We start from the raw sequence: 13585 nt of genomic DNA on the forward strand, positions 1-13585 counted from the left end.
ATCTATACAACCCAATTCCGTGAATCCCGGAATCAGAGCGGTAACTAGATCAGGTGCTGCGACTCTCGTATGCAAAGACATACTTCACTATAAGCGTGCTTGTTCTTCAATATTCATGAATTTCATATAAAACAGGTATTATTATTTATTTATGTTGTTTCTTGTTGTTTATGTTTGTTTCTTTATGATGTTATCGTAAATTTGCGCTAGGATCAACAACATTTCTATCACTTCGGTCAAAAAAAAGAGAAGTGAAGGATCACCTTCACCTCTTTTTCCCGCTGCAGCAGTGAGATTATGCCTTGGACGACAGCAGCAAACCTAATTCATAACCTTTAACCACCGCGCCAATGCGCGTCTTGACGCCGAATTTTCCCGTAATCGATGCAATGTGGTATTCCACGGTTCGCTTGCTCATCGCAAGCCGATTCGCGATTTCCTGATTATTCATTTCTTGCGCAATGAGCTCAAGCACTTCCCGTTCCGTAGCGGTCAGTTGATCTTGCCTTATGCCTGTTCGCATTTTTTCAGATATCATAATATACCCTAATACACTTTGCCGGATCGCGTTGATAATCTCTGGGTAAGTCGCTTGCTTGGACAAATAAGCATGAACGCCAACATCGTATGCTTTCTGATAAAATTCCTCATAAGTGTAGCCGGACAACATAATAATTTTTAGCGATATGCCGAACCTCTCCTTACACCGCTTAGCGACTTCAAATCCATCCATATGCGGCATCGAAATATCCATGACGATGACACTTGGCTCAAGCTTCTCTACCTCATGCATGATCTCTCGAGGGTCCGTGAACGCCCCTATGACAAGCAGATCTTCTTCCTCGTTGATCCTGTTTTTTAACCCTTCCATCACTAAGGGATGGTCATCGAGCAAGATCACTTTAATTTTATCCAACATGGTCATGCGCCTCCATCAATAAGGGTACACCAATATGAACTGATACGCCTGCTCCAATCTCGGAATGAATATCCAAGTCTCCACCCAAATACGCGACTTGATGATGGATCGATACCAACCCGAAGTGATGCTGACCCTTGTTATGCCTGCCTAATTCTGCAACGTCAAAGCCTGTACCGTCATCCTCCACCCGGACATGAAGTACATTTCTAAAGGTCCATATATCGAGCGTCAATGTTGTGGCATGGGCATGCTTCACGGTATTGTTAATCAATTCGCGAATGATTCGAAATACATTGGTTTTCACGATAGTTGGCAGCACCAGATCAGGAGAAAGCTTGTATTGAAATTTGATGTCGAGCTCGGCTCGATCTCGCATGGATCGAATCAACCACTGCACGGCTTCCTTCAAATCGGTCTTATCCACGATATGCGGATGAAGTTGATCGCAGAGGAGGCGAATTTCGCGCTGTGAATCATACACGCATTGCAGCCACAACTTCACCTTTGGCCGATGAACTACACTCGATTCATGCAGCTCCTCCAGATCCCGAGATAGAAATATAAGATTCTGCAAGATGTGGTCGTGCAAAAAGTAAGAAGTCTGGATCCGTTCAGATTGATGCGCTTCTAAGAGTACATAATCCGTCTTCAGGTTCTCTGTACTCGATCGATAATGCTGCTGCAAATCGGAGAGAACTTGCGCATTCCGTAACAACTGGGACACATCCCGAGTTACTTTCTCTAGAAACTGAAGCTCTTCTGCAGAGATCGACGTATGATTACTCTTCTGCCCAAGACATACATAGTCTCCTTCCGCGATACGCAGCACCTTGCTGAATGAATATCTCTGCTGCAGCCTATCCTCGCTCCCATCCTCGGCTTGGAGGACTTCTTCCGTCCCCTGATAGACTCCCGTGCAATAGGCCAGCCTGTGATGACCATCGCTCCACATGATGCACAAGCCATCTACGTTGATCACGTCTTGAATCATCTCCGCAAATGCCACCATCAGCTCTCGATTATTCTGCTTCTCGGTTAGTTGAATGGAGAGTTTAAGCTTCTCCTTCTCCAGCCATTCTTGCCTGCCATGGATCTTATGGTGAGCCCACTTCAGCGCCCACTGATAACCTCCCGTGTAGACGAGTATGAAGCTAATAAAGACAAGAGGCGACCATCCAAAGGCTGTAGCGCATAAATAAACAACGAACACGCCTGCAATAAATAAGGTGTGGATATAAATCCGCGGAATATACAACCTCATATCCGCCATTCGCTGCTTGATTAAGATATACATCATCGTCGCAGAGAATGGAACCAACCCAATCAGCCCATATTCGGGTGCCAGCAGGTAACGTAATGCCAGCAGGTCAGGGATTGCGTACAAGAACAGAAACGGTAAGAAGCTGATAAAAATGCCCGTAATCAAGATCAACAAATAATTCTGGCGAGTTCGATCCAAGCGTTTCCAATGAACTCTTCCAACGACGAGTATAACTCCAATGCTTAGCAGCAATTGGACGAGAACGACATCCCGAATCCAACCAGGAATCTGACCCCGTAAGATCATCGATAACGTATACAGTGTAAAGCATGCCAGCATGACCCTAGACGTTGCAAAAAGCTTGTGAACTACTGGACTTATCGTAAATATGAGTTGAACAAACAGCTCAAGGAGCAGATAAGAAATCCAGATCGAACATGCGGCCAAGAAGACATTCGATAGGAGAAGTTCCGTCGAATAGATCGTTAGAATAATCCAAGCAAGCACCATATTCAGAGTAAAAAACTTGCGGATCAGATGCGACTCAGGCTTCCTAAAATACGCAAAACATCCGATACCAACAAGCAGCAACTCAACGCCGATGGCGAAGTACTGTTTATACCGATCTTGCGAATCGATCTTCCCGCTGACCTCTTGCCCCTGATGCAGGAACGTAAAGGTCCTCACCTGATTCAAATCGGCTATCATTGCCGCTGACCTACTCTTTAATGACTTCCCATCCAAGGCAACCAGCTCGTCGCCCAAGATGATCCCTAGTTCCTCGGCTTTTCCGCCGGGCTCGATCCTTGACACTCGCCACTTGTCCTCTTCATGCTCCAGACCAACGCCAATATAAGGATAATGGAACGATTGCCAATGTACATAGCACGCGGCGAATAAAAAGAAAAGAAGCGCGAGAAATACGAAAATATGATGTTTTATGTTTACCTTTTTCATTCAGATCACCTGCGTATAGATTACTATGTTTTCCCACCTAAAGAAAACTGTGGATTATACGCCGACGAGTTTGAACGTAATGATGCCCCAAACGACATTAACGAAAATATGGAATAATATCGCACCATAAATATTTTTGCGGAGCTTCACCAGAATTTCCTCTGGAATAAAGATCGAGAATGGAATGAATGCCCAATTCTGTGGCGCTTGCCACATATGATAAATCTGGAACAATACCGCAATGATGAGCCAATCGAATTTAAGAGATCCTACTTTTCGCAAAAGATAACCTCGGAAATAGATTTCTTCGCCCACAAAATTCCCGAATAACCCGATCACCAGCAAGTACCAAGGAAAATCATAATAACCCTGCTTCCAAATATGCCACTCTCCCATGTGAAAGAACGGGAGACCGTTTAGAAACTCATGCAAGGGCGGAAAAATAAATTTCATATACGGCAGGGAGATCAACGTAAAGACGATGGTGATAATGGGGAACACAATCAGTAGCCCGCGTAAATCAAGCCTCGTAAAGCCGAGATACCGCAGAGATTCCTTAAAGGTGAGTTTGTCGACAAACTTCAGCATCGCGAACGGGAAAAAGGTATGCCATACCGCCGCCATAATCGCCAATATGACAAATTGCGTGTAATGGCTGGATAGACCCGTAAGCGCCATGAACGGCTCTCTGAGGAAGTAAACAAAAAAGTAGGTTAGAACTCCCGGCAGTAGAGCAAGCATTAAATAAAAGGAAATCTGCTTCTTCCCTTTGGCTTCGTATTTCCGTAGAAAGGCTACATACTCGGGATCCTGTAGATTAAAAAAGTTCTTAGCCTTCTGGTAAAATGCATGCATAGATTATTCGCTCCAATCTATTAAAGTAAGTCATTGCACATCAAAAATAACATACGCAGTAGATTGGTGAATCTGTATGTTTCGCATGATTTCGGTGGAACGACGCAGCATCTTTTGCGTGATCCCGCAAAAGATAACATGCTTCTAAATAAAAAAGAGCATCGACCTCTTCGGTCGATGCTCCTCCATGTCTTACTTCGATAGTATGTTCTTCACGCGACCCACTTGTCCACTGGTAAGCCGTACCTTAATCCCATGCGGATGCTGTGGGGAATTGGTTAGTATGTCCTTCACCGTGCCTGCTGTCAAAGCACCTGTCCGCTGATCTTGTTTCAACACGATTTCCACTTCGAGACCCGGGCGAATATTCGCGCGTAGCTGTCCACTCACTGCTGTCACTTCCTTCTTAAACGCTTGGCTTGATGATAGCAATCACTTGCTTGCCGCTGACTTGAATCCCGCGCTCGAGCTGGCCAGAATCGGACAAATCGCGAACCATGTCCTCCGCAACCCGCTTCGCCGGGTCTGTCTGCTTGCGATCCACGAGCACGGTTAACTGTACACTGTTTCCTGCACGGAGCAGCCGTTCTGCTTGACGTTTCTTCGTATCGTAGTCATGCTCCTCGATCGCCGCCGTCACGCGAATTTCTTTGACTTTGACAGGGGCTGACGCCTTACGCTCTTGCTGCTTCGCCTTATTCTTCTCCTGCTTATGTACGTTCTTCGCCACGAGCTTGCATGGCGGCGGGCTCGACATGAGCGAGAGACAGACGAGATCAACCTTCAAGTCTCTTGCCATCCGAAGCGCTTCGGCGGTTGCCACGATGCCAAGATCCTCGCCATTAACACCCGTGAGCTGCACTTCCGATGCTTTGATTTGCTCATTTGTAATCATGTTCTATCCTCCCAACTCCTCATTCTGTTATAGCATACCCTGTGGCAATAAATATACGATTGGAATGACAATGACCGCAACCAGCAAAATCAAACAGAATACACTCTCGCCAAAAGACCCCGTATCGATCGCCATAAACCTCGGCAGAATCCGGAATTTCTTCTTCCACGGCCATAGCAGCGCCACACCCTGTTCATTCAATAAGTCGATAAGGGGGTGAGAGGCATACGCTAAGAGACAGGTCCAATAGAAAAAGTCTGGCAGCGGCGATAAAAGAAATCCGAGCGCAATGAGCATTAAGATCGAATGCGTCAATGTGCGATGCTTCACGCCAAGGAATTGCAGCAAGTAAGATAAGGGCAAGAAGACTTTGGCCATTGTCGATCCTTTCTTGTCGATGTCCGCAAGCGGCCCGGCAAGGCAGCCAATTAGCAGCGCGACACCTGACTCCCACGAGACGAGGGGCTGCCCAAAATAAATCATAACCCCTTCAGCGGCCAGCACGCCGGCAAGGCTGTGTGTTTTCTGAAGCATAAATCGATCCTCCGCTTTTTCTACTATGATGTATTGTATTCTCCTGACGGAGTACTTCATTATAGCAAACATATGATCGCACGGCGAGACTATATTGGAAAAAGTGATGCAAGTCGAATAATTCATAGAAATGATTAACATCAAATGGTAAAATATGACGGAGAGAGGTGAGGATATGCGGTACCTAACATGTGTTCTTATCTTGATGCTTATATTAACAGGCTGTGCATCAGACCCCGGTAAGCGTACACCTGTTAACAAGGAGGCGCTCGCCACCATCACATTAACACCTGTCGACTTGTTCAGCGGCAGCGCAGCGAAATTCAAGCCATTCCTAGGCAACATGTCCGGCGCATTCAAATTACGCTACGATGGGAAAAGACCAAAAGCAAGCCTGGATATCGATGTATGGAAAGACGGTAAGAAAGCGGCTTCCTCCGGGTCTATCGGGGATTTGTTCTTTAGTCCGAGTAATGAAGAAAACCGTGAAGTGGACATTATCATCTCAATTGACACAGATACGAGTTTTGATGCGTCACAAAAAAGCGTGAATAAAATTAAAGTCAGTATCCAGCATGACGCGGGATATACCGCCACGACATTTACAACGCCGTGGGATAGTAAGTTATCTGCTCGTGGATTGATCGATTATGCCGAACCACGGACATTTTCTACTAATGGGCCCATTCATGTATGGGGGATGCAAGCTACGAGCAACAATATGATACGAACGGCAGATTTCTCGCCTGAATCTTTACAACGACTCGAAGCAGCACTCATCTTCACATTGCGGTTCGAGGATCAATAGCAGCAAGGGGAACATGAACGGACACAATGTCCGCGATGTTCCCCTTGTTGCGTCTTATGAGCGTTAAGCCGTCATCCGGCGCTTCAATGCTTCGATCTCATTCTCCGTCACACCAATCGTACGCAGGTATGCTTCCGTCCCATCGTATTTCGAATCCAGATGGTTTAGCGTATCGAACATCGCTTGCGGCTCAATGCCGATTAGCACCTCATATTGCTCTACGGTTAGCGCGGCTGGGCGATGTGCCCGCAGCGCTGGCATGATAGACTCTAGCCGAGCTGCAGTCAAGGCGTAGTCTGCGGCGATGATATCCTTCGGTACGCCGACAAGTGCTAGAAGCAGCGCAGAAATGACCCCTGTACGGTCCTTACCTGCCGTGCAATGATAGAGTACGGCACCTCCATCTACCGAGGCGATGATCTGTATGACCCTACGTATCGCTTCCTGGGATTCGTCGATCATCCCGATATACATCTCGGCTAGACTCTTCGGCAGATGCTCGATGCTGATCCCCATATTCCCTGTGACGAGCGATACACTGTCGTATTTGATTTCGCTGCCGTCCGCGAAGACGTTCGGCGCCTGAGCCAACTCTTGCTCAAACCGAAGATCAATGATATGGCGTACATCGAGTTCTCGAAGCGTCTGCTTATCCTCGGCCGTTAGTTGATGCAAGCTGTCCGCCCGCAGCACACGATGCCAAGCCGTCTCTTGTCCATTCTGCGTCCTGTAGCCACCAATGTCGCGAACATTCGCCGCACCGCTTAACTCAATATATCGTTGCTTCTCTGTCACGTGTTGCATAACATTCATCTCCGTTTCCACATACGATTATTTAGATGTATTATACATCATTTTGCAGGTCGAACCAAAAAAGCGGCCATGCGCCGAAGTTCCCCTCGAGAGCATGACCGCTTATTTTATTGGTCGTTGAATTATTGCGCGTTGAATGTGTCTGTCAATACAGGTACGATCTGCGACTTACGGGATACAACACCTTTAAGGACAGCCTTGTTATCCGACAATGTGACATTGTAGGCTTTCTCAACAATATGAGCCGAGGAGCCGAGCGCAAGACCAACGGAATCATTGTTCAAGATATCTGTTACCACAAGTAGGAATAAATCCAATCCTTTATCCGCGATGATTGTGTTCAGTGCTGCTTCCAGCTCGACTTGGCGGCTAAGAACATCGTTCACGTCTACCGCGTTCACTTGTGCGATTTCAACCTTCGCACTACCCATTTGGAATTCTTTCGCATCCAGAGAGATCAGTTGCGCGATCGTCTTGTCGCTAAGGTCTGCACCGGCTTTCAACATCTCAAGACCGTAGCTGTCTGCGTCTACACCAGCGATTTCAGCAAGCTCGCGCGCTGCTGCCACGTCTTGCGCCGTGCACGTTGGAGATTTGAACAGCAAAGAGTCCGAAATAATCGCGGACAACATCAATCCAGCGATTTTCTTGTCGATGGCAATACCGTTCTCTTTGTACATTTTATTGAGAATCGTCGCTGTGCAGCCTACTGGCTCAGCACGGTAGTAGAGCGGACCGCTTGTCTCGAAGTTCGCGATACGGTGATGGTCGATGACCTCGATCACGCGCACTTTCTCGATGTCGTTCGCACTTTGTTGGCGTTCGTTATGGTCGACGAGAATAACTTCCTTCGCTTCATCCGCCACATTTTCCACTAGACGAGGAGCTTCCACTCCGAAATGCTTCAGTGCATATGCTGTCTCGCCATTCACTTCGCCAAGACGTACAGGCTCAACGTTCGCGCCTAGCTTCGTCTTAAGGTCAGCATAAGCAATTGCAGAGCAAATCGTATCCGTATCAGGATTTTTGTGTCCGAAAATCAATACTTTTTCCATCATCGTACTCCTTATTGATCGAATTTTATTATGTTCAAAGTATAACGTACCACTTCCATTACAATCAAGATTATAACGTGAATCATCTTATATTCCAATCCCTTTAATAGGAATAATTTGTGAGATTGATAGGATTGAGGTAATCATGCAAAAGAGCCGATTGGCTCGGCTCTTTTGTTGTGATTATTATTATGATTGCGGTGGATTCACCGGATCAGGAATAGGAGTCGAGTTCGGATTAGTTGGCATCACGAACTTAAAACCATTGGAAGAAGTGGATAAGTTGTTTATTGACACGACTTTTCCGTTCGCAACCGACAACACGTAAGCCTGGTACTCGACGCCATAGACAAGTTTGTTGCCAAAAGCATCGTTATCCGCCATCGTTAGTGTAGCGGAGTTGCCTCCAGGATTGACGATTTTATAGTTGGCTGGACTGACTTGGTTCGCCACGGATAAGTTCCAGTTGCTGTTCACTGGTACCAGCATCACTTCATAGTACGCAATGTTGCTCTCGTTGGCTGCGCGATCATAGGTTACTCGAACCGATTGTCCGTCTGCTTCAACGTTGCTGTATACTTTGCCTACTGCCGGAACCGACTGATCAACTAGCGTGAAATCTTTGGAAGAAGCAGACAGCACGTTAATCGCGCCAATTCTACTATCCGCCGTCGTAAGCACGTATACGCGGTAAGGTACCCCTTTGATCAATTGGTTGCCTCTCACATCTCGCGTTTGATCCGATATCAATTGTCTGATGTTCGAGTTCTGCTTCGTAACTCTTGTATAATTCGATGCATTCACATCATTGGCTGCCGATAAGTTGAAGCTGCTGGCCAAATCTACCGGCACGAACATGATGCGATATTCCGCCACGTTCGTCTCATTGGACGATTTCGTGAAGGTCACTTCAATGTCGCTGCCACCGCTTTGATTGTTCACGACATTGCCTGTCACGTTCGATGCGCCGTCAATCGTTACGTTCGTTGCAAGCGTAATTTCCGAAGAGAACGGAGATAATGCATAGCTACCAGTATAACTGCCTCGCCCTACAGCCAGCACGAAGATCCGATATGAAACGCCGTTACGAATGGCTGCGCCATCTACATCACGCGCATTACGATCAAGCGTCAAGCTATAGTTGCCGCCTGTCTTGCTTACGTACGTATAGTTTGAACTCGAAATAGAGCTTGCGCGAGACAGTGTGAAGTTCGACGCACTGCCGGACTTCACAACCATCACGCGATAGTGATCAATGTTGGATTCATCGTTCGAACGGTTGAATACCACCTGCAGATCGCGTCCATCGTTGTAGTCCGCTACGTCAGCACCTACGACATACGTTGGCGCGGTAATATTGTAATTATCCGCTAGGCGAATCGTCGAAGATGCATTCGATAATGTGTTATCGCCGTAGTTCCCTACAGCTAATACGAACACTTGGTAATTGACGCCGTTGCGGATCAACGCGCCGTCCACGTCACGCGCATTGGAAGCCAGGTTCGTACTGATGTTGCGTCCTGTTTTGCTAACGGACGTGTAATAGGAGCTCGATACTCGATTCGCATCGGATAAGCTGAATCGGCTTGCATCCGAAGATTTGACGACCATGATCCGGTAGTGGTTGATATTGGATTCGTCTGTCGCACGCGTGAACGATACAGACATGTCGCGGCCATCGTTATAGTCGCTAACGTCGCTCGCACTAACATTTGTTGCGCCCGCTCCGACGTTATTCGATAGGCGAATCGTCGATGATGACGAAGATAATGCATTGTTATAAGCGTTCTTATCGCTCGAGATTGCCATGACGTAGACGCGGTAGTCTTCGCCATTGCCGATGTAAGAACCGTTCACTTCTTTTGCGTTGGACGGCAGCGTCGTGACGATATTGTAGCCTGTCTTCGCAACGTCATAGTATCTGCCGGAAGCGACGGCATTCGCCTCGGATTGCGTGAAGTTCAGCCCATCGCGAACACGTACGACGAAAATGCGGTAATGGCTGATTTTTGACTCGTTCGCCGATTTGTTGAAGCTTACTTGCAGGTCGCGACCGTCATTATAGTTGTTCACGTCGGCAACGCTTGTAATGACTGGTGAACCCACGGTGCTGCCCAGCGTAATCGATGTCGATGCTGTCGACAAGCGATTCGCAGTCTTCGAATTGCTGCCTTCCGCTAGTACGTACACGGTGTACGGCACGCCGTCTTTAATATATTCGCCGGATGTATCGCGCGCATTGGAGCTGAGTGTCGTCGATACGTTCTTCCCGGATTTATCTACCAAGGTAGAATTTTGCGAGGATACGGCATTCGCAGCGGTCAGATCAAATTTGTATGCGTCTTTGGTCTTCACCACGAGAACGCGATAGTTCGCAATGTTTGCCTCGTTGTCCGGCTTCGTGAAGCTAACATAGAGATCGCGTCCATCGCCATAATCGCTCACATCGCTTGCTTTCACGTTCGTCACGGACGATACCGGCGTACTTGCCGTTACCGTAACCTTCTGAGAGCCGCTGGAGAGCGCGTATTGATTGCTCTTGCTCACCGTGAGCACATAAGCAACATACGATTGATTCGCACGGATTAAATCACCATCCACATCTAGCGTCTGCGAAGTGAGAGAGATATATTGGTCCCCGCCAGTACCCAGCACTGTCGTATAATTTCTCGAGGATACGGATTGTGCCGTCGATGTCGTGAAATAGTTGGATTTCTCCGACTTCACGAGCATTACGCGGTAATGATCCACGTTCGACTCTTTGGAAACCTTGGAGAAGCTCACTTCGATATCGCGTCCGTCCCCATTCTGTCCATTAATACGTGCAGAGACATACGGCACTGCGCTTACGCCGCCGGTTGATGTCTTAATATTTACCGCTTTGGACGATGGATTCCAATCCACCTCTTCGCCCATCGCTTCACTCACGAATCGAACCGGAACCATCGTACGGTTCTTAACGCTCTGCGCCGGAACATCTAATGCAACCGTCTGTCCATTGACAGTCGCCGTCTTTGATCCTAACTTCAGCACGACAGTCGTGTCGTCGCGTTTGGCCGTTACGACTTTCGTTCGCTCATTCCATTCGACGCTCGCACTCAATCCTTCGAAAATCGCCCGCAGCGGCAGCAGCGTTCTGCCCCCGATCGTGACAGGCGGTTGATCTGTATACAACTGATTCCCATCGATATAAATGCTAATAGAGTTCGAAGGCGCTGCTAAGACGTTCGCTCCTGGCGTGAACGAAGCAACCAACGCACCTGCTAGTACTACAGACAATAACTTTCTCACTTTCTCATCCTCCCAATCCCATTTCAAAACGACATGTCGAAACATGGTCTAAGATGTTTGACGCAGAACCCCCTGTAAAAGTTCCACTATTTTCATGAAAATTATTTGTCATTTTTATAAAGATTACCATTAGGCGGGAACCAGATCATGGTAAATTCGGACATAAATCATTTTGTTCCTGTGCTCTCCAACTTCCCGAATTAGCATGTTTTAAATGGGGGAGCCTCTTTTTACAGTACCAACGAAATAACAAGAAAAAGCCAAGAGGTGCACACGTGATGCATCCTACTTGGCTACAATTTTTATTTGAGATAAATTTTTGCTCATCCACTCGCAAGCTATCCTGGATTATCGCAACAACTTGCACCTCTATGTCCGCCATTCACGAGCTATCCTGGATATTTGTAGTAACTTTGCGTAGTTCGACTCAAAAAGCGAGGATTCTAGCCTACTATCCTGCATAAATCCACTTTCGTGCGCCGAATGTCCGATATTAAACCTGCTATCTTGGATGAAATCCAACATAGACGCGAACGCGAACTACAACCCATCCCCCGATCCTCACCGTAAGCGACACCCCCAGCCACTACGCGCCCACTATCGAATCTCGAACGCCACCATCACCGCCGCATGATCCGATGGATAACGAACCTCATGCGTATTGATCTTCTGCGCCGCTTGCGGCTGCAGCTTCGTGCCATGCGCATAGATGTAGTCGATGCGGTCGCCGATGCATCCGCCCTGTTCTTCCGCCGGCCAAGTGACGCATGGGTCGGCCATCGGATCCGGGTGCACCTTGCGATAGGTATCGCGATATCCCGCTTCCGCCAGCGCAATCGACTGTGGGAACGGGAATACATACCCGTTGTGCAGCGAGCGCGTTGCTTCGATCCAGTCCAAATGCGAGCCGCTGTTAAAGTCCCCGCATAAGAGCAGCGGTTCCTGTTCCGATTTCGCAGCGAGCGGGGCCAACGCCTTCATGATCTCCGCGAGCTCCTTCATCCGTTCCTGCTCACCCTCGAACAATTGCGATTGCGACCGCCCGGCATCGCGGTATAGCTCACCCCAATAATCCGCGAGGTAGTGAAGCCAGATCGAGAACACATTGACATGCAGATCCTCGCTCAGCTGAAGCCGGGCGCCTCCACAATGGAACGCTTGATAGTAAGGATAGGTGTCTCCAATAGGATACCGGCTCATGATCGATAGATTCGAGCTGCGCAAGTAGAAATAATACCCCAGCGCGTCAGCGATGATCGGTCCGGAACCGTACGTCTCCTGCATCGTGATGACATCAGCACCGCTATCGCGAATGACATCAATCACGCGCTGCACGCCAATCTGTGCGCCCATCTCGCGGCCGCCATTCCAGATGTTGAAAGTCATGACCTTCAATGAAGATACATCCTCGGCCAACGCCAATGCCGGTTCCACAGCCCCGCACTTCCGATAACGCTCTCTGATCTCATCCGCCGTCAATGCCCGATCGTCCATCCACACCTCATCAATCCAACCTGGGAACGTCTCTCGATCGCAATCGTTCTGAGGCTCGCCCCCGATCCACAGCGTATCCGCCCGATTCCACGCCCCAGTCGGCGGCAGTGATACACTGTAAATCCCCACATTCAATCCATCATAATACAGCCGAATCTCCGGCTGCCGTGACGAGTAAGTAAATACGAGCAAATGCCATGCGCCATCCCGAATCGATTGCCTCGCCGCCGTTGGTTCATAGACATGGGATTCCTCACCTAATATTCGCCAACTCCAGGCGCCGCTCGGCTGAACACTAAGCTTCCAACCTATTTCCCTGACATCCTCCGTATACGTCGCCGATACAATATCATAGGATCGATGCCCGAACTCAAGCAGCGGATCGCCTTTCACCCATACGCTGACGGTAAAGTCTCCCGCGTGCGCTCTCAATGGGTTCTGCCGTGCAATTGATCGACGAATCGCAGCATTCATACTGAAGTCGAGCGCCTGCCCATGTATCCCTTCGCCTCGCGCGGCCTCAGCGTGCTCATAAGTCACTTGCCAACGAGGATTTTCATTCCCGATTACTTCATCATCCCAATGGACCATATATATCTGCCGCCCTTCTCGTTCACAACGATTGTCACCGCTATTTTAACACATGAATCCTATCCTTCAACCGTTGTAAATATAGAGAACAACCCTTGTAATTACAGGT

The 13585-nt window shown here is 48.1% G+C and carries 11 protein-coding genes; 1 reads left to right on the plus strand and 10 read right to left on the minus strand.

Translation table 11 applies throughout. From position 1 onward, the window contains the following. Positions 1-295: 295 nt before the first annotated feature. From GCU39_RS20900 to GCU39_RS20925, 6 genes are all read right to left on the minus strand, one after another. A complete protein-coding gene (locus GCU39_RS20900; protein ID WP_152395289.1) occupies positions 296-919 on the minus strand; it encodes a response regulator transcription factor in 624 nt (207 codons plus the stop codon). After that, positions 909-3140 (minus strand): ATP-binding protein, encoded by a 2232-nt coding sequence (locus GCU39_RS20905; protein WP_152395290.1) that lies wholly within the window; start codon positions 3138-3140, stop codon positions 909-911. Before GCU39_RS20905 ends, GCU39_RS20900 begins: the two co-directional genes overlap by 11 nt. 54 nt (positions 3141-3194) lie before the next feature. After that, positions 3195-3995, minus strand: coding sequence for a CPBP family intramembrane glutamic endopeptidase (locus GCU39_RS20910; RefSeq protein WP_152395291.1), 801 nt, complete (start codon positions 3993-3995; stop codon positions 3195-3197). Positions 3996-4187: 192 nt separating this feature from the next. Next, a complete protein-coding gene (locus GCU39_RS20915; RefSeq protein WP_152395292.1) occupies positions 4188-4385 on the minus strand; it encodes a YwbE family protein in 198 nt (65 codons plus the stop codon). Positions 4386-4401: 16 nt separating this feature from the next. Beyond that, positions 4402-4890 carry a translation initiation factor IF-3 gene (gene infC, locus GCU39_RS20920; RefSeq protein ID WP_152395293.1) on the minus strand — a complete coding sequence of 163 codons (489 nt, stop codon included), beginning with the start codon at positions 4888-4890 and terminating at the stop codon, positions 4402-4404. A 27-nt stretch (positions 4891-4917) separates the two neighbouring features. Further along, complete coding sequence (locus GCU39_RS20925) at positions 4918-5424, minus strand: metal-dependent hydrolase (protein WP_152395294.1); 507 nt, start codon at positions 5422-5424, stop codon at positions 4918-4920. Positions 5425-5626: 202 nt separating this feature from the next. Here GCU39_RS20925 and GCU39_RS20930 point away from each other — a divergent pair, with 202 nt between their 5' ends. Beyond that, positions 5627-6232 (plus strand): hypothetical protein, encoded by a 606-nt coding sequence (locus GCU39_RS20930; RefSeq protein WP_193726572.1) that lies wholly within the window; start codon positions 5627-5629, stop codon positions 6230-6232. A gap of 63 nt (positions 6233-6295) precedes the next feature. On the opposite strand, the gene GCU39_RS20935 is transcribed toward GCU39_RS20930, so the two are convergent. The 4 genes from GCU39_RS20935 to GCU39_RS20950 all read right to left on the minus strand — a co-directional run bounded on the left by GCU39_RS20935 (position 6296) and on the right by GCU39_RS20950 (position 13476). Next, complete coding sequence (locus GCU39_RS20935; protein WP_193726573.1) at positions 6296-7036, minus strand: tyrosine-protein phosphatase; 741 nt, start codon at positions 7034-7036, stop codon at positions 6296-6298. 131 nt (positions 7037-7167) lie between these two features. Further along, complete coding sequence (locus GCU39_RS20940) at positions 7168-8100, minus strand: manganese-dependent inorganic pyrophosphatase (RefSeq protein WP_152397360.1); 933 nt, start codon at positions 8098-8100, stop codon at positions 7168-7170. 189 nt (positions 8101-8289) lie between these two features. Next, complete coding sequence (locus GCU39_RS20945) at positions 8290-11391, minus strand: copper amine oxidase N-terminal domain-containing protein (RefSeq protein WP_152395297.1); 3102 nt, start codon at positions 11389-11391, stop codon at positions 8290-8292. A gap of 597 nt (positions 11392-11988) precedes the next feature. Beyond that, on the minus strand, positions 11989-13476 hold the full coding sequence (locus GCU39_RS20950; protein WP_152395298.1) for a LamG-like jellyroll fold domain-containing protein: 1488 nt from the start codon (positions 13474-13476) through the stop codon (positions 11989-11991). Positions 13477-13585: the final 109 nt, after the last annotated feature.

The sequence above is a fragment of the Paenibacillus guangzhouensis genome, from assembly GCF_009363075.1.
Lineage (GTDB): Bacteria > Bacillota > Bacilli > Paenibacillales > Paenibacillaceae > Paenibacillus_K > Paenibacillus_K guangzhouensis.

Bases quoted from the DNA above. Each gene is read 5' to 3' on its own strand.
- GCU39_RS20940 (WP_152397360.1), bottom strand. From the start codon at position 8,100: ATGGAAAAAGTATTGATTTTCGGACACAAAAATCCTGATACGGATACG.
- GCU39_RS20935 (WP_193726573.1), bottom strand. From the start codon at position 7,036: ATGCAACACGTGACAGAGAAGCAACGATATATTGAGTTAAGCGGTGCG.
- GCU39_RS20910 (WP_152395291.1), bottom strand. From the start codon at position 3,995: ATGCATGCATTTTACCAGAAGGCTAAGAACTTTTTTAATCTACAGGAT.
- GCU39_RS20900 (WP_152395289.1), bottom strand. From the start codon at position 919: ATGTTGGATAAAATTAAAGTGATCTTGCTCGATGACCATCCCTTAGTG.
- infC (WP_152395293.1), bottom strand. From the start codon at position 4,890: ATGATTACAAATGAGCAAATCAAAGCATCGGAAGTGCAGCTCACGGGT.
- GCU39_RS20950 (WP_152395298.1), bottom strand. From the start codon at position 13,476: ATGGTCCATTGGGATGATGAAGTAATCGGGAATGAAAATCCTCGTTGG.
- GCU39_RS20905 (WP_152395290.1), bottom strand. From the start codon at position 3,140: ATGAAAAAGGTAAACATAAAACATCATATTTTCGTATTTCTCGCGCTT.
- GCU39_RS20925 (WP_152395294.1), bottom strand. From the start codon at position 5,424: ATGCTTCAGAAAACACACAGCCTTGCCGGCGTGCTGGCCGCTGAAGGG.